Origin of the sequence: Shewanella sp. KX20019 (genome assembly GCF_016757755.1) — a bacterium.
Classification (GTDB): Bacteria; Pseudomonadota; Gammaproteobacteria; order Enterobacterales; family Shewanellaceae; genus Shewanella.
Genome location: NZ_CP068437.1, coordinates 4,350,821 through 4,375,182, shown reverse-complemented (window position 1 = coordinate 4,375,182; position 24,362 = coordinate 4,350,821). Strand labels below are relative to the sequence as shown.

At 44.0% G+C, this 24,362-nt stretch carries 17 protein-coding genes and 1 pseudogene; 13 read left to right on the top strand and 5 right to left on the bottom strand.

Annotated features, from left to right (window positions below; translation table 11 throughout):
* The first annotated feature begins 190 nt into the window (after nt 1-190).
* From JK628_RS18935 to JK628_RS18920, 4 genes are all read left to right on the top strand, one after another.
* The gene (locus JK628_RS18935; protein ID WP_202286474.1) at nt 191-814 is read left to right on the top strand and encodes a tetratricopeptide repeat protein; all 624 of its coding nucleotides are present in this window, start codon (nt 191-193) and stop codon (nt 812-814) included.
* A 40-nt stretch (nt 815-854) separates the two neighbouring features.
* Complete coding sequence (gene rnr / locus JK628_RS18930) at nt 855-3,278, top strand: ribonuclease R (RefSeq protein ID WP_202286473.1); 2,424 nt, start codon at nt 855-857, stop codon at nt 3,276-3,278.
* Nucleotides 3,279-4,022: a 23S rRNA (guanosine(2251)-2'-O)-methyltransferase RlmB gene (gene rlmB / locus JK628_RS18925; RefSeq protein WP_202286472.1), complete on the top strand. Its 744-nt coding sequence runs from the start codon at nt 3,279-3,281 to the stop codon at nt 4,020-4,022.
* Between the two features lie 237 nt (nt 4,023-4,259).
* Nucleotides 4,260-6,350 (top strand): prolyl oligopeptidase family serine peptidase, encoded by a 2,091-nt coding sequence (locus tag JK628_RS18920; RefSeq protein ID WP_202286471.1) that lies wholly within the window; start codon nt 4,260-4,262, stop codon nt 6,348-6,350.
* A gap of 157 nt (nt 6,351-6,507) precedes the next feature.
* Here JK628_RS18920 and JK628_RS18915 read toward each other — a convergent pair whose 3' ends face one another.
* Entirely contained in the window at nt 6,508-7,251 is a 744-nt protein-coding gene (locus tag JK628_RS18915; RefSeq protein WP_202286470.1) for a DUF481 domain-containing protein, read from the bottom strand.
* Between the two features lie 329 nt (nt 7,252-7,580).
* Between JK628_RS18915 and rpsF the strand changes: the two genes are divergently transcribed.
* Genes rpsF through rplI form a run of 4 tightly spaced genes read left to right on the top strand, consistent with a single transcriptional unit; the run spans nt 7,581 to nt 9,026 of the window.
* Nucleotides 7,581-7,994 carry a 30S ribosomal protein S6 gene (gene rpsF, locus JK628_RS18910; protein WP_202286469.1) on the top strand — a complete coding sequence of 138 codons (414 nt, stop codon included), beginning with the start codon at nt 7,581-7,583 and terminating at the stop codon, nt 7,992-7,994.
* An 8-nt stretch (nt 7,995-8,002) separates the two neighbouring features.
* A complete protein-coding gene (gene priB / locus JK628_RS18905) occupies nt 8,003-8,308 on the top strand; it encodes a primosomal replication protein N (RefSeq protein ID WP_202286468.1) in 306 nt (101 codons plus the stop codon).
* 11 nt (nt 8,309-8,319) lie between these two features.
* Nucleotides 8,320-8,547 (top strand): 30S ribosomal protein S18, encoded by a 228-nt coding sequence (rpsR, locus tag JK628_RS18900; protein ID WP_005497284.1) that lies wholly within the window; start codon nt 8,320-8,322, stop codon nt 8,545-8,547.
* Between the two features lie 26 nt (nt 8,548-8,573).
* Entirely contained in the window at nt 8,574-9,026 is a 453-nt protein-coding gene (gene rplI / locus JK628_RS18895; protein WP_202286467.1) for a 50S ribosomal protein L9, read from the top strand.
* A 170-nt stretch (nt 9,027-9,196) separates the two neighbouring features.
* Here rplI and JK628_RS23360 read toward each other — a convergent pair.
* The 3 genes and pseudogenes from JK628_RS23360 to JK628_RS18885 form a co-directional block, all read right to left on the bottom strand.
* Nucleotides 9,197-9,757, bottom strand: a pseudogene (locus tag JK628_RS23360) (transposase); the annotation flags it as partial.
* 184 nt (nt 9,758-9,941) lie between these two features.
* Nucleotides 9,942-12,941 carry a TonB-dependent receptor plug domain-containing protein gene (locus JK628_RS18890; protein ID WP_202286466.1) on the bottom strand — a complete coding sequence of 1,000 codons (3,000 nt, stop codon included), beginning with the start codon at nt 12,939-12,941 and terminating at the stop codon, nt 9,942-9,944.
* A gap of 367 nt (nt 12,942-13,308) precedes the next feature.
* Nucleotides 13,309-15,528 carry a S46 family peptidase gene (locus JK628_RS18885; protein ID WP_202286465.1) on the bottom strand — a complete coding sequence of 740 codons (2,220 nt, stop codon included), beginning with the start codon at nt 15,526-15,528 and terminating at the stop codon, nt 13,309-13,311.
* 122 nt (nt 15,529-15,650) lie between these two features.
* Between JK628_RS18885 and dnaB the strand changes: the two genes are divergently transcribed.
* From dnaB to JK628_RS18870, 3 genes are all read left to right on the top strand, one after another.
* Complete coding sequence (gene dnaB, locus JK628_RS18880) at nt 15,651-17,057, top strand: replicative DNA helicase (RefSeq protein WP_202286464.1); 1,407 nt, start codon at nt 15,651-15,653, stop codon at nt 17,055-17,057.
* A gap of 93 nt (nt 17,058-17,150) precedes the next feature.
* Entirely contained in the window at nt 17,151-18,227 is a 1,077-nt protein-coding gene (gene alr, locus JK628_RS18875; RefSeq protein WP_202286463.1) for an alanine racemase, read from the top strand.
* A 69-nt stretch (nt 18,228-18,296) separates the two neighbouring features.
* A complete protein-coding gene (locus tag JK628_RS18870; RefSeq protein WP_202286462.1) occupies nt 18,297-19,580 on the top strand; it encodes a hypothetical protein in 1,284 nt (427 codons plus the stop codon).
* A 148-nt stretch (nt 19,581-19,728) separates the two neighbouring features.
* On the opposite strand, the gene JK628_RS18865 is transcribed toward JK628_RS18870, so the two are convergent.
* Nucleotides 19,729-21,966: an OmcA/MtrC family decaheme c-type cytochrome gene (locus JK628_RS18865; protein WP_202286461.1), complete on the bottom strand. Its 2,238-nt coding sequence runs from the start codon at nt 21,964-21,966 to the stop codon at nt 19,729-19,731.
* A 408-nt stretch (nt 21,967-22,374) separates the two neighbouring features.
* Here JK628_RS18865 and JK628_RS18860 point away from each other — a divergent pair, with 408 nt between their 5' ends.
* Together JK628_RS18860 and JK628_RS18855 are read left to right on the top strand one after the other, a co-directional pair.
* On the top strand, nt 22,375-23,352 hold the full coding sequence (locus JK628_RS18860; RefSeq protein ID WP_202286460.1) for a LysR family transcriptional regulator: 978 nt from the start codon (nt 22,375-22,377) through the stop codon (nt 23,350-23,352).
* The gene (locus JK628_RS18855) at nt 23,336-24,286 is read left to right on the top strand and encodes a LysR family transcriptional regulator (RefSeq protein WP_202286459.1); all 951 of its coding nucleotides are present in this window, start codon (nt 23,336-23,338) and stop codon (nt 24,284-24,286) included. Before JK628_RS18860 ends, JK628_RS18855 begins: the two co-directional genes overlap by 17 nt.
* Nucleotides 24,287-24,362: the final 76 nt, after the last annotated feature.

Genomic DNA, 24,362 nt, shown 5'->3' with positions numbered 1-24,362 from the left:
GCCGCGATTAGCGGCCTTTTTATTGCAAGCTAATTTATAAAAGCCCAGTAATCAGAAATGGTTAATGTGCAGGTTGTACTCAAGAAATGCGTTATACTGCCGATGATGAAAGACAGAACACGCTTAGAATTTGCTGCTAGCAGCCTTGAGATTCTGCGCTTGAATTAACCCACTGTCATTGAGAGACCTTATGCTGCGTTATGTGTTAATTATTGTAATATCGATAATTTCTTTGCCTAGTTTGGCGACTCCCAAAGCGGTAGACGTCTATACTCAAGAGCAACTTGTTGAGTTAATTCGCAGCAAAAGCTACTTAACTCAAGTTACAGGCGATGACTGTCAGATAGTTGAAGATATTGAAGCAAGAGCTGAAGTGTTAAAGCAGCCTTTGTATCAGTACCTTTGGGCTGAAATGCTGAATTTCGGGATCTGCGTAAAGGCTAACCCGCCGCGCGGGATCTCGATGTTAAAAACCTCAGCACAGCAAGGCAGTGCTGAAGCCATGGTAAGAATGGCTGAGTATTACCATGACGGTAAATTCGTCATGGAAGATAAAGAACGTGCTGTGCACTATGTGCTACCAGCAGCCGCGACAGGTGATCTGCCTGCGCGAATAATGTTGGTTCGGTTATTTGGTGAAGGCTATGGTAGCCCCCGCGATTATGAAACTGGCTTTCATTGGCTATACAACGAAGTGTTTAGCGATGAAACAGTGCAAACCGAAGCAACCAATTTGTTAAAGGTGTTAGAGGCAAAAATGCCGCCCAGCGCAGTAGCTAGGGCAAAGAAAGAACACCTGAGAACGCAACAATAAGCATGGCTGACAGCAGTTATGCCAATAATTTGGAACATGAATGATACAAGATCCGCATATTAAGCGAGAGCAAGAAAAGTACGACAATCCCATCCCAAGTCGTGAGTATATTTTGGAATACTTACGCTCTCAAACGTCCCCGTTAACCCGTGAACATATTGCAAACGCGCTCAACATCGAAGGTGAAGAGCAGCTAGAGGCGATACGTCGTCGTTTGCGAGCTATGGAGCGAGACGGTGAATTGGTGTTTACTCGTGGTAAAGCCTATGGCTTACCAGAAAGAATGGATTTACTGACTGGCACAGTCATAGGTCATCGTGATGGCTTTGGATTTTTAAAGTTGGAAGAGGGCGGTGACGATCTCTATATCAACAACCGTGACATGATGATGTACTTCCACGGTGATAAAGTACTGGCGCAAAAAGCAGGCGTTGACCGTAAAGGTCGTCGTGAAGCTAGGATAGTGCGTTTAGTTGAGCAGCGAAGCGCTGCACTTGTTGGCCGCTTCCATCTTGATGCCGGTATGGGATTCGTTATTGCTGACGACCGCCGCATCACTCAAGAGATACTGATTGCTGAAGAAGACCGATTAGGTGCAAGACAAGGTGATATCGTTGTTTTAGAGCTAACCCGTCGACCTGGCCGCTATGTCAAAGCGGCCGCAAAAGTCACTGAAGTGCTTGGCCAGCAAATGGCGCCGGGTATGGAGATTGAAATTGCACTGCGCAATTACGACTTGCCACATGAATGGTCGGGGCTGATTGAGAAAAAACTACGAAAAATCCCAGATGAAGTGACCGAAGCCGACAAAGAGGGTCGAATCGATCTACGTCATCTGCCGCTGGTGACGATTGATGGTGAAGATGCCCGTGATTTTGACGATGCAGTCTATGCAGAAACGAAAAAGTCTGGGGGGTGGCGTTTATGGGTAGCGATTGCTGATGTAAGTCATTATGTGCGTACAGAGTCAGCCTTAGACAGAGAAGCACGCTCACGAGGCAACTCTGTTTACTTCCCATCACAAGTTATCCCAATGTTACCGGAGAAGATCTCTAACGGATTATGTTCTTTGATGCCAGAGGTCGACCGTCTTTGCATGGTGGCAGAGATGACTATCTCTGCTGCTGGTAAGTTGTCAGGCTATAAGTTTTATCCCGCGGTTATGCACTCGCATGCACGTCTAACCTATACTCAGGTTGCAGATATGCTTGAAGGTGGTGAGGTGAGTGATAAGCTTAAGCCTATATTCCCGCACTTGCAGACGTTGCAATCTTTGTATCTGACTTTAGACAGTATTCGTGGCGATCGTGGTGCTATTGCTTTTGAAACCACAGAAACCCAGTTTGTCTTTAATGAGCAGCGCAAAATTGAAAAAATTGTGCCGCGTAATCGTAATCAAGCGCATAAGATCATTGAAGAGTGCATGATCTTGGCAAACGTGGCTTCGGCTAAGTTTGTCAGAAAGAACAAAGGTGAAGTGCTGTACCGCGTACATGAATCGCCATCGGAGCAAAAGCTCACCAACTTTAAGGATTTCCTTAAAGAGCGTGGCTTGACGATGGAGGGCGGGCTAGAACCGACGCCAAAAGATTACCAAGCGGTGATGGAGCAAGTTGCAGACAGACCCGATGCTGAACTTATCCAAATAATGTTGCTACGTTCAATGAAGCAAGCAACTTACACACCAGATAACGAAGGCCACTTCGGCTTGGCATTAGAAGAGTATTCACACTTTACCTCGCCAATTCGTCGCTATCCTGACTTGATTTTGCACCGAGTGATCCGTTACTTGTTAGAAAAACAAGAGGGTGAGCAGTCCGAGCAGTGGACTGCAGACGGCGGTTACTGCTACAAGATTGAAGAGCTTGATCTGCTAGGTGTCGAGTGTTCAACCACAGAGAGACGCGCAGATGAAGCCACACGTGATGTAAGTGATTGGCTTAAATGTGAGTTCATGCAAGACCATGTGGGCGATACGTTTGAAGCCGTCGTGGCATCAGTGACTCACTTCGGGATGTTTGTTCGCCTAAATGACCTGTTCATTGACGGCTTAGTGCACATCTCAAGTTTAGGCAGTGATTATTATCAGTACGATAATATGCGTCAACGCTTGGTTGGTGAGGCTTCTGGGCAAGTTTATCAAATCGGCGATACGGTCACGGTAAAAGTGGCTGCTGTAAACCTTGATGACCGTCAAATTGACCTGATGCTGGAAGGCGACTCTGCTGGCGGTAAGCGTCGTAAGCCGAGCAAGCCAATGACCGCCAGAGAGCGCGTTAATCGTGAGGGTGCTAAACTTGCCGATAAAGAAAAGAGTGCTGCTAAAGGCAAGCGTTCACGCTCTGGCAGTAAAAATAAATCAAGCAGTGGTGCGAAAGCAACTACGACTAAGACAAAAGCTTCTGCAAAAAAGTCTTCGGCTAAAAAGGCCAAGCCAGCGAAGCGTAAAACGAGTAAGAAATAGATGAAAAAGCAAGATGTTACCTTTGGTTTACATGCCGTTGAAGCTGTATTTAACAATAGTCCTGAGCGCGTTATAGAAATGTGGGTGTTACAAGGTCGCGATGATAAACGACTAACGCCAATATTAGAGATTGCAGCACAATGGGGCGTAACCGTTCAGTACGCTTCACGTAAAGCGCTAGACGATAAGTCTGATGGCGGTCAACACCAAGGTGTCGTGGCTAAAGTCAAACCAGCCAAAATTCTTAACGACAATGACTTGAACGCGATGTTGGAAACAACTGAAACACCATTCTTATTGATTTTGGATGGCGTGACTGATCCACATAACTTGGGTGCTTGTTTACGTAACGCCGACGCGGCTGGGGTACAAGGTATTATTGTACCGAAAGACAACTCTGTCGGATTAACGCCAGTTGTTAGTAAAGTTGCTTGCGGCGCAGCTGAGATTGTTCCGTTATATCAGGTGACTAACCTAGCGCGGACAATGCGTAGCTTACAAGATAAAGGTATTTGGATTATTGGCGCGGCAGGTGAGGCTGATTGTGAGCTTTACCAAGCCAGCCTAACCGGCCCGCTTGCTATTGCAATGGGGGCAGAAGATAAAGGCCTGCGCCGTTTAACGCGCGAGAGCTGCGATACACTGGTATCTATTCCTATGGCGGGTAGTGTTTCAAGCTTAAACGTTTCAGTGGCTACTGGCGTTTGCTTATTTGAAGCAGTACGTCAACGTATCGCTAAGTAAGTCGCTTATTACGGCCTAGTTTGCTGTATTAAGTACTAATGCTAAATGCCGAAGCGGTTTATACCGCTTCGGCATTTTTGTATTTGGTTTATAGAAAGTTCAGCTGAATCGATTTTTGGCGGAAAGGTTACAGCGCTGGGCACTGATTATTATTTAATTGCTATTTAACTTTTACACAACATGCAGTAGTTTGATTGTACTATTAAAACGGTATCACTCGAAGAACAGGATGTTTAAATGCGTAATCAAATTTTATCCTTATGCGTGTTAAGTTCAATTGCCGCAGCAGCACCTATTTTAGCTGAGGAAGACAAGTATCTGTGGCTGGAAGATGTCGAGGGCGCTAAGCCCCTTGAGTGGGTTAAGCAGCAGAATGCTATCTCGGCGAAAGAGATTAAATCCTATAAGGGGTTTGACGGTTTAGTCAGTAACAGTTTAGCGATTCTTAACAATAAGGAACGGATCCCCTATGCCAGTCGCATGGATGGTTACCTGTATAACTTTTGGAAAGATGAGGATCATGAGCGAGGTATTTATCGTCGAACGACTATGGAGCAATACACCAAGGCTGAACCCAAATGGGAAACAGTGTTAGATATTGATGCTTTGGGCAAGGCCGAGGGCGTTAATTGGGTGTATAAGGGCATGAGTTGTCGTTATCCAGATTATGACCGTTGCCTAGTGTCACTATCTCGCGGTGGCGCTGATGCCGTGGAAGTTCGTGAATTTGATTTAAACAGCAAATCATTTGTAGAAGATAAGCAGCAGCCCTTTGCCTTGGGTGAAGCCAAATCAAGCGTTAGCTGGATAGATAGAGACACTGTTTTTGTTGGAACCGATTTTTCTGATGGCGATAGCCTGACTGATTCAGGCTATCCGAGAGTGGTTAAACAGTGGCAGCGAGGCACTCCGTTGTCAGCCGCTAAAACTATTTTTAGTGGCGACAAAACTTCAGTGGCAGTCTCTGGTTATGTCATCTATGACGACAAAAAGTCACTGCAATTAGTTTCTGAAAGTCTGACTTTTTACACTGCTCAGCACTATGCCTATCACAATGATAAACTCATTACGTTACCGCTGCCAATGGATGCAGATATTAAAGGTTACTTTAATGACCAGCTCTATATCGAGCTTAAAAGTGAATTAAAAGTTGCAGGTAAGACTTTTAAACAAGGCGCAATAGTTTACACCGATCTCGATAAGCTTATTGCTCAAAAGCCAGAGTTTAGCGTGTTGGTTGAACCCACTGCAACAGCTTCTATTTCCCAAGTACGCTTTACCAAAAGCACAATCCTTATTACTTGGCTTGATAACGTCAAGAGTAAGTTAATGCGCTATGCGCAAAAGGATGGTGAGTGGCAATCTCAGCAAGCCCCATTTGATGTTAACGGTACATTAAGTGTCTTTGGTGGTGAAGATGATAGTGATGAGGTGTTTGTTAACTACACTAGCTTTTTAGAGCCTTCAAGTTTGTATCTGTTTGATGGCAAAGATATGAAGGCTAACAAGATAAAGGCGATGAAGCAGCAGTTCGTTGCTGATAAGTTCGAGACAAAGCAGTACTTTGCTCAATCGAAGGACGGCACCAAGGTGCCATACTTTGTGGTGATGGCTAAAAACCTTAAGCTTGATGGCACTAACCCAACACTGCTTTATGGTTATGGTGGCTTCGAAATTTCATTACGACCTTCATATTCGGCCACGATTGGCAAAAACTGGCTTGAGCAAGGCGGTGTCTATGTATTGTCTAATATTCGCGGTGGTGGTGAATATGGACCTGCTTGGCATCAAGCGGCGCTAAAGGAGAACCGCCATAAGGCTTATGAAGATTTTGAAGCGATAGCGGAAGACCTTATTGCTAGAAAAATCACCTCAAGTCAACATTTAGGCATCCAGGGGGGCAGTAATGGTGGCCTATTAATGGGGGCTGCATTCACCCGTAAACCCGAACTTTATAATGCGGTTGTGTGCCAAGTGCCGCTGCTCGATATGAAGCGCTATAATAAATTACTCGCGGGGGCTAGTTGGATGGGTGAGTATGGCGATCCAGATATTCCTGCAGAATGGGATTACATTAAAGGGTTCTCGCCTTACCATAACTTAAAAGTAGACACGGCATATCCTAAGGTGTTTTTCACCACTTCAACTCGTGATGATCGTGTTCACCCCGCCCATGCGCGTAAAATGGTCGCAAAAATGGAAGCTATGGGTATCGATGTGCTGTATTACGAAAATATTGAGGGTGGCCATGCTGGGGCGGCAGATAATAATCAAGCTGCTGAGTTAAGCTCAATGGTCTATGCCTATTTGATGCAGCAGCTTAGGTAGCCGTTTTTAAGCTCTATCTAGCGCTGATACGGGCAGAAACGGATCCAAGTTAAAGTGATCGTGTTGCTGCCCGTATTGCTCAATTTTTGCTAGCTAGCGAAAGTTCTTTCAACCAGCGTGCAGTCGCAGAAAATTAACTCCTGAGCGTGTTACGTCGCTATTGAAAGGTATAAAGCAAATTAAAGGTGGTAATGGTGTCTGTTTGTTTAGCGCCTTCAGGCACCACTTGAGTATATTTGATATTGACACCGATCTTGAAGGCCCAGTCTTGGAAAAGGGTGTTTTTGTAGCTCATATCCAAGGTTAGCGTGTTGTTATCTTCGCCCACTTCTGAGGTTAAGTCGGCATTTAGGCTGGTGTACTCTTGCAGTTTTTGTTCAAACTTTGCCGCAGTACGTAAGATGAGATCTTTATTCGCATCGGGCTCAGGAATGCTGTCGGTGCCTATGGGCAAGTTGTAACGATAACCGGGACCAATTTCTAAGCTTAATTTGGTGCTTGAGTTTGCTATCGCATCGAAGCCGTAACCACCTGATATTGTGGAAATTCGCGTGTAACTACCAAATTTATCCCAGGTAAAATCTCCTCGGCCAAAAACATAACCACTATAGAGTTTATAACTTGATTGAAGTTGTAACTCATACTTCTCTGAAGTGGTCTGTTCATCGTCAGCGGCGAAGTAGGCTTTGACTGTACCCTCTTGCCGCGTCGCGTCAGTATCATAAACAATTTTTGTTCTGCCGTTAAAACTGCTCGACTGAGTATTACCGGTATTGAGTTGAAAACCCGCCTCGATTTCGGCAGTTAAATCACTAGGCGGTTCTTGATAATCAGGCGGTACAAGTGCAAAGGCTGCTGGAGAGCAACAAAGAGCGATAGCTGCTGTGAGGATTCTAGGCATTATTATTCTTGGCGTGATGCTTTTAGTTGAAAGTAAAATCATGTAATGCGACATCATACCTAGAATCAGCAGCAGCGCAAACTAGATTCAAGCTGACGACTAATGACTCAATTATCTATTTTTAGGCCATAAATAGCGTTATTCACAGGAGATGCCAGTGATAGCCCGCTTAATTTAAGGTAATTACGGCGCTGGGAAGTTATTGCTTGAATTATGTCGCTAGTTTATGTAATATTCCGCGGCTTAAATCAGTCACTTTAATTAGTTCCTTGCCTCTATTAGGTTTGACTGAGCCAACAACGAGGCTAGATAACCGTAAGGAGCAAAAAATGCGTCATTATGAAATCGTATTTTTAGTTCACCCTGATCAGAGTGAGCAAGTGCCAGGTATGATCGAGCGTTACACGGGTATTCTTACCCAAGCTGGTGGTCAAGTCCATCGTTTAGAAGATTGGGGCCGTCGTCAATTGGCTTACCCAATCATCGAGTTGCATAAAGCTCACTATGTTCTTATGAACGTAGAGACTACTGCTGAAACTGTAGAAGAACTTGAAACTGCTTTCCGTTTCAACGACGCTGTTTTGCGTAGCATGGTTATGCGTACTAAAGCTGCCATCACTGAAGCATCTCCAATGGCTAAAGCTAAAGACGAACGCGATACACGTCGTTCATCTGAAGAGCGTGCACCTCGTGCAGAAGCTACTGTAGAAGTTAAAGAAAGCGCTGAAAACACTGCTGAGTAAGTTTTTTTGTGACCACGAACAATTTGATATTAGCGGGAACCATTACGCGTTCTAGACGGTTTGATAGCCCAGCAGGCATTGCCCATACGGTACTGATGTTGGAACACAAATCGCAGCGTTACGAAGCAGAAATGTTACGCAACGTTTATTGCCAAATTCAAGTTGTGCTAAGTGGGGAACGCTTTAATAGCGTTACAGAAAATCTGAAAGCCGGCGTTGAAATCCAAGTCGAAGGTTTCCTTAATCTGCAACAGAGCAGAAATGGTCAAAATCGTTTGGTATTACACGCTGAAAATGTCGAATTGAAAACTTAGGAGACTGTCACATGGCACGTTATTTCCGTCGTCGCAAGTTCTGCCGTTTCACAGCAGAAGGCGTTACCGAGATTGATTACAAAGATATCGTTACTTTGAAGAACTATATCACTGAAAGTGGTAAAATTGTTCCTAGTCGTATCACTGGTACAAATGCTAAATATCAACGTCAACTAGCTCGCGCTATCAAGCGTGCTCGTTATCTTTCTCTACTGCCGTACACTGATTTACATCAGTAAACTGCATTAATTTAGAGGAATATAAAATGAACGTTATTTTACTTGATAAAATCGCTAACCTAGGCAACTTGGGTGACCAAGTTTCTGTAAAATCAGGTTACGCACGTAACTTTCTTTTACCACAAGGTAAAGCTGTTGTTGCTAACGCTGCTAACACTGAAGTCTTTGAAGCACGTCGTGCTGAATTAGAAGCTCAGTTAGCGGGTCAACTAGCTACTGCTACAGCTCGTGCAGAGAAAATCAATGCACTTGAGTCTGTTGTTATCGCTTCTAAAGCGGGTGACGAAGGCAAGCTATTTGGATCTATTGGTAACCGTGACGTAGCTGATGCAGTTACTGCTGCTGGCGTTGAGCTTGCTAAAAGCGAAGTACGTCTACCATTAGGTGCATTGCGCAACACTGGTGATTTTGAAGTTGAAGTTCAACTTCATACTGAAGTTAAAGCAATTGTTAAGCTTTCTGTTGTTGCAGAAGACTAATATTTTGCCTTAATACCTTTTGGTATTAGCAAAGCTTTAATTTAAAACACCGCACTAATTTAATTAGCGCGGTGTTTTTTTATGTCTGGAATTTGAAGTAATTGGATTGATATAGCCCGCATGTATTATCCCCATTGCATTAACTAATTGACCAATTTTATCCAATCTCTCTAGAATAAGGCTTTCACCCTATTTTTATCTGAAATAAAAGTATTCTATGCTTTGGATAGCTGCTCAATAATGTCATCAAAACCCAAAAAAGTTCTATTGGATTTAATTTTGGTGAATAGAGCGGTAACTTTAACAAAGATAAATTGTTAAAGTGCCATGGTATGCCAATCTGCACAACCTATGATTACCAGAGCATGACGCCCATCCGGGGTAGCTTGTGAAATCTGTTTCAAGTGAAGTGTCATCGCCTCTTTATTCACGAAAGGCGTGATCAAGGCTTACGTTTGGCTTGAACTTGGACACACGGCGCCAAATAAGTCCACGTACTCAAGCTGCTGCAGTTTCACTATCCTAGGTCTTGTTCCTGTTTTAGCCCATCGATGTGTTGTTTGGTTTTGCTGACCAAAGCACGTCTCATCTTGGAACCAAACGTCAACGTGATGTAGAGGTAGCTGCCCAGGTGTGTTAAGGATCGTTTCCAGTTGGAATTTTTTAAAAGCGTCTTGAGCTTGCTGCGATTGTTTGGCATGTTTCGAACGGCTGGTTATACAGCTAAACCCTTGGGTGTTGCTAGCCTAGCTTAGCTAGCTAGCAGCTTAAAACCATCAGAAGAGTGTATTTATAGTCCATTGATTGTAGTCGCCTTTATTAAATCAAACTTTTAATGTAATTGGTATTACGCTTTAATTGGCATAAAAAAACGGCAGCTATAGCTGCCGTTTTGTCTTTATTAATTCAAACGTCCTAGAAGCTATAGTGTGCTGAAAATTGCACGTAGCGTGGTGATTGGTAAGATGCAGCCTGTAAGTAGTTAGGACTTCTTGCCGTTGAGCCTTGCTCATAATCATTCACTTGATCATAAGTTGTATCTTCCTGGTTATTAAACACATTGAAGACTGTGGCTTTAAGGCTTAGACCCTCAGCCCAATTAGGCGAATAGCTTATACCAAGATCGGCATTAAACAACCAAGGCGTACGCCCTTCATCGCCACGTTCAGTAAGTTCCTGTTGTCCATCATCACTCATACAGTAGAAGCTTGAAGCACCATATCTACTGAAGTTTGGCGCATCGTAGCCAGTTGTGCCATCACCAGTGAGCATGTCATCCGTTTTCACGAAGCCTTGGCAGCTCATTGGGATCCCTGAAACTAAAGAGATATTTGCCGACACGAGCAATTCTTCTGTGATTTCATATAAACCAAAAGCTTTAAATTGATGGGTTCTATCTGTTGGTAAGTTACCTTCTGAACCATGCATAAAGTTCTGGTGATCAAAATCTTGAGTTGCACCCGGATCTTCTTGTGCTAAAGAAGTGTTCACATAACCTTCTGCGTTACCATATGTTCTTGAAAGTACGTACGAAAAGCTAGCCTTCCAACCGTTGCTCATTGCTTTATCTGCAGTTAATTCTAAACCATAGTAATCACGCTGATACTCTGGTAATCCATGGTATGAATTAGGCGTGGTTACAGAGGTCAGGTTGCCGTCATTCTCAAGATCCATCGCGATTGTTATATCTTCACCTGGATTGATTAACATACAGCCTGCCATAGAGTTAGGGTCAAAGTTATCATACCCATTGTCAGCAGCCCACTTGGTAAATCCATCGTGACCACAGAAATCATCCATACCATTTTGCAGTGTTTTTGCTGTGAATTTGGCTCCAGCACTCCAGTCGTCAGTTATAAATTGTTGATAACCAATAATAAACTCATCTTGGTACATAGGGGTCAAGTTTTTATCAGCAATACGTTCTGGTTGTGGTATCTGGTTGTCAATAATTGGTGCACCAATTATATCACCTATTGTTACAGGCGCTTCAGAGCCATCCGTTTTACGACCATCAGGCAGTAAGTACCAGCTTTGATTATATGTCTCTACTCGCGTTGAGCGGATATTAGTATTAGCTGTTACTGGAATGTAGCTACGTCCAAGAGTTGTGAATAGTTTTGCAGAAGAGTCGCCGTTAACATCCCATGTAAAGCCTAAGCGTGGAGCGATTAGATTGCTAGATTCTACGAACGTATTACCGTTACCATCCATGTTTTCAAAAGATTCACTTCGTACACCTAAGTATACGAGCATATCATCGTTCAATTGCCAGTTATCTTCTATGTACCAAGCAGTATTTTCTACACCAAAAGTTGCTGTTTCAGTATTGTGTAAGCGTACACGCACAGCTTCAGTTCCTTCGGGAAGGACTACACCGTTAATTGTATTGTCGTTACCTGCGTAAGCATTTGCATAACGATAATAAACACCACCTGATGGGTTGGTGCCCGGAGAAGTTGAATCATATTTCTGTGAGTCATAACCGAAACGAAGACTGTGATCACCAAGAACCCAATCTACGTCAAACTTCATGCTCTCACGTTCATCTTTATCTTCTACTTGGTCTGTAATATAAAACTGCCCAGGTTTATTCCAGCAACCGATAGGCACCCAGTTATTACCAGGAGTTGTGTCGTATACCGCTGGACAGTCATCACCAGGAAGGTTAGGCACTTTAAGGTAGGTGTTTTCTAGCTTACCAAACATAGCATTAAAGGTTATATCGTCAGTAAGATGGCCTGTATAGGCTAAAATGTTAACTGTACCGCCTTCTTTGTAACTGAATTGACCTGTTTGCTCGCCATGCTTTCCAACTATAGGGTTACCATCAGTATCAAGGTCATTAAAGTAGTTAGTTCGGTCATACTCTTCTTCATTATTAATATGCGTAAGGCGTATAGAGTGGTTATCAGTTATAAACCAATCTAATTTAGCGAGGTAGTTAGGAGTGGTATTAGTATATTCATAACTACTATCTTTACCATAATTTTCACGCTGGTTGTTTTTTCCTTCAATATTTGCAAAAAAGAAAAGTGAGTCTTCAATAATGGCGCCACCACCAAAGACATTGTATACTAATTCGTCTTTAGTATCGTATTGATTTGAGGTGCTTAGAGTGTCATACACATCACCATTTTCGTCGATATCTAAAAGTCTTACATCTTTTCCTGAAGCCCTAAGAGAGTCAGGTGCATAGTATGCTGAACCGCCGAATTCCCACTCGTTAGAGCCTGATTTCGTCACAACATTAATAACGCCACCAAGTGAACGGCCGTATTCAGCACTGTAACCGCCCGTCTTTACTTGGGTTTGAGCAATTGCATCCTGTGGAACTGAAGCGAAACTCAACATCGTACGAAGGTTGGTTACATCCATTCCATCAATGTAATAGCCATTTTCAGCAATCGAAGATCCACCAAATGATGGTAGGTTTCTACCAAAAGCATCGCCACCTTGAATAGCCCCAGGTGCAAGTAATGCAACTGCTACAGAGTTTCTTGCCATCGGCAATTTAGCAATATCTTCAGCAGTAAATACAACTGAAGACTCAACGCTTGAAGTATCGATAGAACTAATACGCGAACCTACAACGCTTAATCTTTCTGTTGTATCAGCTAGCGAAACGAATGCACCGGTACCAATTACAACAGTAACTTGCTGCTCGTTACCTAGACTGTCACTAACGATATATGTACCTGGAGCAATACTGTTCATTTTAAATCGACCAGTATCGTTAACTGTAATGGTACGTGACACACCTGTTTTTGTATTTTTGTAAGTGATTTCAGTACCGCTTGAGGCTTTACCGTAAATGGATCCTGCAGCGCTATCCGCTAATACCGGGGAGCTAATTGCGAGTAACGTCGTAATTGACGCCGCTAGCAAAGAGCGTTTGAAATTTACTGTCTTCATGTTCAATCCTTGTAGAAACATATGTTCTTGTGTTGTTATTATTTTGTTTTATTTGTAACGGGGTCGATGCTATATGGTTGCATAGCTTAGATCAAATCGTTCTATCGAACGTGTATTCTTAATACTATTGACTTACTGGTGATTAGCACTGCTCATGTAGTGGTGATTAGTTGTTACTGCTGGTTTATGTTGTATTTCTAGATGTTTCTGTTGAAATAAGTCAACACATTTTGAAATGTGTTGAAACACTTATTCCTATAGCGATAGGAGGTAGGATTAATCAGATAGGGAAGTTAGTGGATAAAAAAAGGCAGGTTAACTAAGCTGCAAACTTAGTTAACCTGCCTTTATATGTCAGAGTAACGGGTTAGTTTTTGACTAAATCCAGCTCTTCGATGAGGTTCGTTGCATGGTCAACTTCATCCATCATCCACAGTATGTAGCGAATATCGACATGTACCGCACGGGTGATTGTAGGGTTGAAGAACCAATCTTTGGTAATCGCTTCGTAAGTGGAGTCAAAGTTAAGGCCCACTAGCTCGCCCTTACCGTTAAACACCGGTGAACCAGAATTTCCACCAGTAGTATCGACACTCGACAGGAAGTTGACTGGGACAGAGTTAAATTGCTCTGGTTTGTCTAGGCAAGAGAATAGTCGGCATATCCAAGAAGCGGGATCTTGATAAACAGTCTCGACTTTATGGCTACCATAACGCTGCTCTGCAATTGTCTTTAACAACTTAGTCGGAGCGCTAAATGGCTCTATGCCTGTATGTTTAGCGGGGATCCCTTCTAGGCGCGTAAATGGTTGCTTGTAGAGAGCATCTTTTGATTGGTATCCATCAACCATACCGTAGGTGATACGTAAGGTACCGTTAGCATCTGGGTATACTGGCCAGTTATTTGATTGGTAGTAGGCGATCATTGCCTTCATGTAATCAGGGCGAGCCATCGATAACTTACCGGCCAATGTTTTAGCTTCTTTCTCGGCGGCCATGTTCTTCTCATACAATGAGACGGCAAGACGAATGAAAGGGTCGGCACTGGTTTCGAATGTGTTAGCTTCTGCATCCATCCAAGCGAGTCGCTTATCTTTATCGGTTAACGATGTTAATGCATAAAGTGCATCTAGTTTTTCAGATAGCGTAGTTTCAACATCGCCTTCATTTAACGCGTCATCCAGCTCGCTAACACGAATATCTTGCTTTAAATAAGCTTCTAAGTCTTGTAACCATAGCGTTTTATCGACGCTGATAGCAAAGCTTGAATCAAGACGCTTTAGACGTGCTTTAAACATCTTCATGTCGCGCTGCTGATAACCCTCTTCACGCTTAGCATCCGGCTTAGTTTTCTCTTTTGCTAGGCGATACAGCTTGTTAGCTGTATCAAGTAGGGCACTGCTCTGAGCATTGTTGAAGTAGTAACGTGTTTGACGTTGCCTGCGCTGCTCAACCAGTAGGGTTTCTAGTTCATCAAACTGAGTTTGAAAAGAGCTGTAAGTTTTGTCTTGCGCCAGCCAAGCTTTAAAGTCATCTTCACGGCCCTGCTTAATACCCGCAATATCGGTGGCCTTAAATCCATCCAGTAAACCATTGTACTTTTTCATACGGTTAGCCATACCTGCTAGCTTACCCGCGTACTTTATTTTAACGTCGCTATTGGCTCCGCTCATCGCTTCAATAGTATCTATACGCAGTTGATAACGTGTTGCGAGTGTTGGATATAACCAATCGCTGGCAAACTTAAGTTCGCTTGTTAAGCGATAGCGGCTGGTTGAGCCTGGGTAACCGGCAACAAAAACTCCGTCACCGGCCTTTACACCATCGGCGTTAATTTTTAGATAGCTCTTCGGCTCATAAGGTACGTTGTCTTTGTTGAAAATGGCTGGCTTACCATCTTTACCTACATAAGCACGTAAAAAGGTGAAGTCAGCAGAGTGACGTGGGTACTCATAGTTATCGACATCACCGCCAAATGCAGCAGCACTTTCTGGTGGCGCATAGACTAAGCGAACGTCTCGAATGATAAGTTGCTTAGTGAGGTAGTATTCTAAACCATTGTGAAAGCTTCGGACTGAGCAGCGGTAGTTTTCATCACTTTCACACTCTTTGATGAGCGCTTTACGGTTGGCTTGGATATTTTCAAAGCGAAGCAGTGGATCGTTACCGATATCTTTTTTTACTTGCTCCGATACATTGGTGACGGCTTCTGTAATATAGAGACGTTCATTAGGGCCAGCCGTCGGTTCTTTATCTTTACTGCTTGCTAAAAAACCCTCGGCGAGATAATTATGTTCTTTTTTGCTGTTATATTGAATGGCGCGGTAAGCACAATGATGGTTTGTGACAACTAAGCCTTGGGGCGAAACAAAACTGGCGGTACAATAGCCCAAACCGACAACAGCATTCATAGGGTAGCTAGTAAGATCTGCTAGCTGTTTAGCAGGTATATCGATACCACGTTCGCTAAGCTTGTCAGCGATAGAGGGCATTTGATACGGCTGCCACTGTCCTTCATCGGCCTTAACCACAGAGGATGACAACATCCCTGTAGAGAGAGCAATAGCGGCAATCAATGCATTGCGCATGTTCTTTCCTTATTTTGTTATTGTGTATTTTTTATCTGCAGGTTGGATGTTGTTAATTGTCTGCTCTGCTTAAGCCCGTTTTATACCACATTTTGCTTTATTGTTGGAATTTTGGAGATTTAATGTCACAGCAACGCGCCTTTAAGGCCAAAGAGAAGCCCAGAGATCTGCAGATGGATGCGCTGAAGATGCCACCGCATTCAATTGAAGCAGAGCAGTCTGTGCTCGGTGGCTTGATGTTAGATTCTGACGCATGGGATCGAGTTGCCGAAGCCGTAGTCAAAGAGGATTTTTATTCGCGCGCCCATGCGACGATTTTTGCGGCAATGGAATCTTTAGCTAGTGTGGGTAATCCCATCGATTTGATCACCGTCTCTGAACAATTAGAGCTTGAAGATCAATTGGAAGATGTGGGCGGCTTTGCTTATATCGGTGAGATTGCTAAGAACACGCCGAGTGCGGGTAACATTCATTCATACGCCGATATCGTACGTGAACGTGCGGTAGTGCGTGACATGATTAAGGTGGCTAACGAAATTGCTGATGCCGGTTTTAATCCTGAAGGGCGTAACTCGAGTGAACTGCTTGATTTAGCTGAAACCAAAGTATTTAAGATTGCCGAGCAGCGTGCCAATGCTAACGAAGGTCCTGAAGGCATAAAGACCATCCTAGAAAAAACCGTCGATAAAATTGAAGAACTCTACAATAACCCAACCAATGGTGTGACTGGGGTGTCGAGTGGCTTTGGCGATCTCGACAAAATGACCGCAGGTTTTCAGTCGGGTGATTTAATTATTGTTGCCGCGCGTCCATCAATGGGTAAAACTACTTTCGCGATGAACTTGTGTGAGCAAGCGGCATTGAATGAAGATAAACCCGTGCTTATTTTCAGCTTAGAGATGCCCTCAGAACAGATCATGATGCGTATGTTGGCGTCACTGGGTCGAGTCGATCAAACCAAAATTCGTACCGGGCAATTAGATGATGATGACTGGGCGCGGGTATCGTCCACCATGGGAATCATGCTTGAGCAAGGTAAGATGTATATCGATGATGGTTCAGGTTTAACGCCAACTGATGTGCGTAGCCGAGCAAGACGTGTTGCCCGTGAGTATGGCGGGCTGTCGATGATTATGATCGATTACCTGCAATTAATGCAGGTGCCCGCACTGAAAGATAACCGTACTTTAGAAATTTCGGAGATCTCTCGCTCACTAAAAGCGCTGGCCAAGGAGTTAGAGATCCCAGTTGTTGCGCTATCACAGCTAAACCGTTCATTGGAGCAACGAGCTGATAAACGTCCGATTAACTCGGATTTGCGTGAATCTGGTGCGATTGAGCAGGATGCCGACTTGATCATGTTTATTTACCGTGATGAAGTGTATAACGATGATTCTGAAGATAAAGGCACCGCAGAGATTATTATTGGTAAACAGCGTAACGGTCCCATTGGCCGCGTGCGTTTAACCTTCCAAGGACAATTTTCTCGTTTTGATAATTACTCTGGTCCGCAGTTTGAAGAAGATTAATTGTTGTTAACAATAGTTTTTCTGCTACACAATTAACTACAATAGAGCCTCATTGAGGCTCTTATTTTTTGATTAGATACAACAAGGTTACTCTTGAAACCATTCCCACGAGCAGAAATTAGCCGTAAGGCGCTCAAGCATAATTTAGCGAGATTGCATGAGCTAGCGCCATCAAGCAAAGTGATGGCGGTTGTTAAAGCCAACGGTTATGGCCATGGCTTACTGAATGTTGCCCAGTGCTTGGATAATGCCGATGGTTTTGGCTTGGCTCGCTTAGATGAAGCGCTCGCATTACGAGCGGGCGGGGTTAAAGCTAAGCTTCTGCTGTTGGAAGGCTTTTTTCGAGTCGGCGATCTAGTCGCTTTGGTTGAGCATGACATTGAAACCGTGGTGCATCATGAGTCTCAGCTTGAGATGTTAGAAAGTGCAGTATTGCCAAAACCTGTTACAGTCTGGCTTAAAATTGATACCGGAATGCACCGTCTCGGCTTTTCTCCTGAGCAGTTCGACTCAACCTATCAAAGGTTACTGGCCAATGATAATGTCGCTAAACCTATCCATCTAATGACTCATTTTGCTTGTGCCGATGAGCCGAGTAATCCAAGTACCGCAGCGCAGCAAAAAGTTTTTGATGCGTTAACCCAAAACTTGCCAGGGGATAGAACTTTGGCTAATTCAGCCGGAGCACTGTTTTGGCATTCAAGCCAAGCTGACTGGATAAGACCCGGTATTGCGCTTTACGGCGTGTCACCCGTTTTGGGGGATTTAGGCACCAAGCACGGCTTACTACCAGCGATGGATTTAGTATCGCAATTGATTGCCATTCGAGAGCATAAAGCGGGTGAAAGTGCAGGCTATGGCAGTTTTTGGACGGCTGATAAAGACACTAAACTCGGGGTTGTTGCTATTGGGTACGGGGATGGTTATCCGCGCAATGCTCCACTAGGCACGCCCGTATTAGTGAATGGCCGTTTGGTGCCGATTGTCGGTAGAGTGTCGATGGATATGCTGACAGTTGATCTTGGTGCTAATGCCAAAGATAACGTCGGCGATCTCGCTGTGCTATGGGGTAAAGGGCTCCCTGTTGAAGAGGTTGCAGAACATATTGGTACTATCGCCTATGAGCTAGTCACCAAACTAACGCCCCGAGTCGCTGTTTGCCTAGATTGAGCAAGTAATAAATTTATGTGCTGCTGTGATGAGGCGGGATGCCCATCATCAGTGTGAAGATCTCTTAAATTGAAAATACGATTAATAACTCCTGCTGCACTGCTGTTAATGCAGCCAATGGTATTTGCCAGCCCTGTTTTAGAAACAAAGCCGCAAAATCAATCCACTAATACCAGCGATACAGCTCATACAACATCAGAGCAAGTTGCAACGACAACGACGGTAACAGCACCCAGTGCCGAATTCGTTGCGGTGCCGTTTGCCTTCTCATCTGAATCGCTAAGTACCGCACTGGGCGGCGCAGGAGTTGTTAAACATGCAGGCCAAGTACAAGCGTCAATATTGGGTATCGGTTTATATAGTGCTAACGATAGTTGGATAGGCTATTTAAGTGCGCATAATTATCAGATCCCTGAAGTCGATAGCTGGCTATTTTCGCTAGAAACCTATCAAGCCCAGTTTAAAGAGGGTATCTATTATCTCTCTGAGTTGGCTGAACCTTATCAAGATGCTGAAAAAGTGGTGACCCTAGGCGATGAGTCCTACACCCGATTTCACGCTAAATACGTGTTGCCTTGGGGGCGTGGCGTTAATGGTGCCGCCCGTAGTTTGGCAAGATCGGCTGAGCCCATTGAGTGGAACCCACTAACCTCGGGTGTGACCAGCGTTAAAGTCAGCCCCTTTGTGCAAACGCGAGAGCTACAAGGTTATGACTATTTGCCGCAAAAGTCCCAAGGTGTCGCATTAGAGTTAGACTGGGATAACCGTGACAATGGTAAAGACAGCACCCAAGGCGGGCAAACAAGCCTCAAGTTCAGTCGCGACTTTGGCTCTGCAGATCGTAGTAGTTGGACAACTTGGGAGTTTGAGCAAAGTGCATTCTTTGCTGTTGGCGCAAATGATTGGTTTGCCCAGCAGGTCATGGCGTTTAACTTCTATTTGGCTGACACGCCAACGTGGAACGCACAGAGCGATGGGAGCTATCATCGTCCACCAACATTTACTGGGATTAGTTTAGGCGGTTTTGACCGGCTTAGAGGCTACGCCAGTAAGCGATTTACTGGGCGTTCGGCGGTGCTTTATTCCGCCGAGTACCGCATTCAGCCAAGATGGCAGCCACTGCAACAGTGGCCAGTATTTAATTTGTACGATATACCTTGGTGGCAATGGGTCGCTTTTGCCGAAGCGGGGCAGGTTGCCGATGAATTTGATGCGCAGGCACTGCACGATGATCTGCAGTGGACCGCAGGTATTGGCGCACGTTTTGAGGTTGAAAGTATAGTGGTCAGGGCTGAACTTGCTTTCGGTAGTGAAGATAGTCAGTTCTGGGTAATGGTCAACCAGCCTTTTTAAATCAAAAGGGCTAATGGTTGTGCCAGCTGACTTTTCATCTCTGTTACACACAAAAAAGGCACCGGAGGGTGCCTTTGACTTTTGCAGGGGGTAAAACGTTAGAGTAAACCTAGGGACAAATTAGACACTCTGTTCTTACAAGGGCAAATTACAAAGTAAACCCATGGTGTTCCATGACTTTCGCCGGGCTGTGACAAGTGGCACAAGCTTCTTTCGCATCTTTAGCCAACGCCTTATCAGCACCAATGTAAGCACCATTTAGTTCCATATGCGACATCGCTGCATCTGATAGGTACTTCTGATGACAGCTAATACAAGCTGCAGCATCAGCAGAGGCATACCAAGTTTCAACTGTCTCATCGGCAGCTGGACTTTGAGTGCTAGGAATTGTGTGGGCTTGACCAGCATTACGGCCTAACTCAAAGCCATACTTAAGACCACCATAGCCCTCAGTTGCTGAGTGACACGTTGTACAATCTGTCTTCAAGATGGTACCGCTACCACCGTGGCCATTGTCATGACCAGTGGCTTTATGTGCCTTGTACATGAAGCTGGTTGATTTTAGCAAGGCAACGCCATTGCTAGCATCTCCATTACCTTTAAGGCCCTTATCATTAGTATGACAAGCAATACAGTTCACACCGTTTGAATCATGGTAGAACTCTTGGCTGTGACAACCAAAACAGCTTGCTGTATCAACAATGGCGCGACGCTCACCAACAACGGCGTCAGCATCACCTAATACTGTACGGTAAGCTTCTACCTGTAAATAAGCTGGGTAAGCATTATCAGCAGTACAATCTGTACGGGTGCCAGTACCTTCTTCGAAGCAGACCTTAACAATAGGTAAAATCTCTAACGACTTATCAGCAATAGTAGCAGGAAGATCTAAAGTATAAGTTTTATCAACAGTTGTATTGTCATCTATCTTGTTTGGCTTAACCTTCTCTGTGGTTACATGGAATACACCATTAGCATAAGTGGTAGAGCCATCACCTTTTAAGCTAAAGCGTCTATGATCATAGGTAGACCCCGTAGTTTGAGTATCTGTATCAACAGACTTGGCATACTCAGGATAGTCTTTTTCTACATCCCAGCTTACGACCATATAAGGGTTAGAGTAGCCTTTCTGATAAACCTCATCATCGGTTACTGCAACACCATCAGCGTCGATGATTTGTACATCAAACTCAAGTAAGTTATTCGCATTTATCTCTACGTTTGAGACTGTTACATCATAGTCTTTCGCCGCTTCATAAGGTTTCTTATGGTCGGAATGCACTGCTGCACTATGACAATCGGTACAAACTAATTCAGGGTTCTTATCTGACTTATGCTGCGCCGGAGAATCAGTATGACAACCGGTACATGCATTCGCGTTCGCATTTGAAAGCCATAGATCTTTGTCGGCTAGCGTTTCATCTTGAACATGACAAACGGCACAGTCCATAAACGGTTTAGTTGGGAATGCAGGGTAATCAAATGCATGGTCACCGCCGTAGCCAGCGATGGTATAAGGCATTGGAACAACATTGCCCTCAGCATTTTTGCCTTCACGCTCAGGCCCCATATGGATAGCATGCACCATATGACCTAACTCAACTGAAACATCATTTGGATCTGAGACGATGCCGTTGTGACATGACTGACAGTTTTCAAGATCAAGTCTGCGACCACCGTGAGCCTTAAGGCTATCTGGTTGGTGACAGGTATAACATGTTTCAAGTGTTACCAGCTCGCGAGTTTCTACACCCTCGGTCGCATTGGTCGCTGGGATCCAGTCATAATGGGCATTTTCAGCTAGCTCATGGCCAGAGTCATACTCAAACTGCATCTCGATAGCGATACGCTGAGTCAATGATGAGTCAAATACCACTCCTGCAGGATCAACGGCTGTGGTTAAGTTAGTATTGAATGTGTAGGTATAGGTACCATCTTTATGATCTACAAGGCACTCTGCGCAATTCTTTATCTGCTCGAATCCCTGCTCGAATGTAGTTCCGTCATCATTAGTGGCGTCATTTAACAGCGAGATCCACTGTTTAAGCTCTGAGCCAGTGTTAGTTTGCAGCTGAGCTAATGAGAAGCGGAAATCATGAAACTCGTTTTCAGCACTAAGACCATGAAGACCAACGCCCTGTTTATTTTCCAGGTCGAAATCAACAGTAATGATACCGTCAGCATAAGTCGCATTGCTGATTTCTGCCATTGCCTCTGCCGCCATATCGATATGCAGGCCAGAGGTGCCGGGATCACCGGGCCCGCCCGGTCCACCTGGTTGACCATCTTCACCATTCTTTCCATCTTCACCATCTGAGCAGCCTGAGATTAGAAATGCGGAGCTAATCAACAGAGCTAACGATGCTTTTTTTGTTGTCATCATCATACGTTCCTTAAAAGTAACCACTTTTGGTTGATGAAATGTTAGATATTTCCCCTGATCGTAGATATGAAGTTGATCACTGATGTACGATGTTGTTTTTTGGTTTTAAATGCCGGTAATAAAGGTTGTTCTGGGTGTTCGCGCTGCACCGTCTGGGGTTGTTAGCGGTTAGTATCGTTTATTGTTTGTTTGTTAGTGCGATGGGCTTGTATTCGTTATGTGAAAATGTGAAATTCGCATATCGCAAATCTACAAAGTGAAATCGATAGCTTTAATCAATCAACATGCATGTGTCACAAAATTGAGGCATAACTAAAGTAAGCAGATGGAACATTGAGCACACGCATATCTAAGCGGTAAAAATTGTTTTATGTTAGCAAACGGTGCATTAAACGCGTGTTTAGAGGATGAATGAATAAGTTAAATACCAATAGTTTATTTGATATCCAAGTTTTTGTTTTACTGTACGAATTATTAAATGCTACAGCGGTAAGTCAGGTACTTGGCGTTCCCACATCTAAAATAAGTCGCAGCTTAAAATCTATCCGCCACTCATTGGATGCCCCGCTATTTATCAGAAAACAGCAGGGGTTTGAAAGAAGCCGCTTTGCCGATGATATCTATCCTAAAATGAAGAAAATAGTTCAGTTGGCTAAAAAATGCGAACAGATCGACCTTAATCAAACACAAGTGCGAAAACGAGAGTTGATCATTGCGTGTCCGCCAACCTTGTCACTGAACCTTCTACGGCAGTTACAAAAAAGATCGTCTAAAGAAAATGAAAACTATGTATTCCATATCAAACCCTGTAATAGCAACGTCGGCGAGTTATTAAAGCAGCAGCGTGTCGACATTGCGGTTACCTATAGTGCTTATAACACAGAGCAATTGTCTTCAACGTTAATCGTTAAGTCTGACGCTTATGTCATGGTTGCCAGACAGGATCACCCACTTCTTACTGCAACTCAGCCATTGAGTCTCATTGATATATTGGATTATCCCTATATTAGCTTTGCTGGAAATGAACTGGATGATGTTACCGATCCCCTTGAATGTTATGCCCTTGACAGCAACAGTGGTTTAAACGTGGTTGCAAAAGTGTGCCTACTTGCGGATTTAATGCTTCAGCTGGAGCACAGTAATGCAATTGCACTGTTATGTTACCGAGATGCGATTGAATTTTTATGTCAGCGCGGTGAAATCGGATCATTAGCGCTGGACGATGTTCTCTGTGATCTCATTAATCAGCGAAGTGGTCAGTATCATCACTATATCACCCAAACAAGAAAAAGCGGGTCGATACCAGACTGGTTAAATCATGAAATACAGGGGTACATCAACAGCAATATGACCTTACCAGTTGGAGGTGGACATGAAAAAACTGAGTAATATTAGTATTGGTACCATAGAGATATTTTGTCAACTGTACCTCAAGGGCAGTACTAAGGCTGTATCAAGTGACTTATCGTTATCTCAACCCAAAGTTAGCCGAGGGCTTAATTCACTGCGGGAGGTCTTTGATGATCCTCTTTTTGTGCGAATCAATAATCAGCTCGTTGCAACTGAGATGGCCCACAGTTTACACGTTTTGCTAGCGGAAATTTTAATCTGTAGTCGCTCTATCGAAAGTGATGCTATCAAGAGTGTATCGCCTGCAGAGCCGCCAATCATTATCGGCACCGTTCCTCAATTAGAAATAGGGCTTGCACAGCAAATTATTAGAAAGGCCGCAGTTAATAACCAAAAGCCAAATATCGCAGTATCAACAACAGCTTGGTCAGATCTGAGTGAGCAGCAACTTATTGACGGGGAGATCGACGCGGCGATCTGCTTTAGGCCATCGACTAGAAAAGAAGTGTTATCTAAATCGATTATCCAACATCGAGGTGGGTATTTAGTTGCCCAATCACAGCATCCTGTTTGGGATAATCCGACGATAGACAATATGACTGACTTCCCTATTGTTAAGCTCGTCACGATGCCATTTCCTGCCAACAGATCACCATTAGGCATTTATGCTAAAGCACAAGGTAAACCGATGCAGGTATATGCTACCGCACCCGATCTTGGTAGCGCCGCGAGTAGCTTACTAAACTCTCGTGCGGTGATGGTCGTCGGTGTGAAATGTGCTGTTGATTTTCTCGCTAGCATTAATGGCTTACACGCCCAAAAAATAGATTATTCACAGGATAAATGCTTACTGAAAGGCTTTAGCGATCCCACAGTTTACCTGTGGCTAAGGCGAGACGCGGATGGAAAAATAGTCTCACCCTTGTGGCTACAGCAGGCACTAGAAACGTATATCATTTCATCTCATAAATAATGGCCGAGCTGGCGTAGCGCTCGACCATAAAGGCTTTTCTCCTGTTGTTTTGTTAGCCGGCAGTGTAAAATGCGCG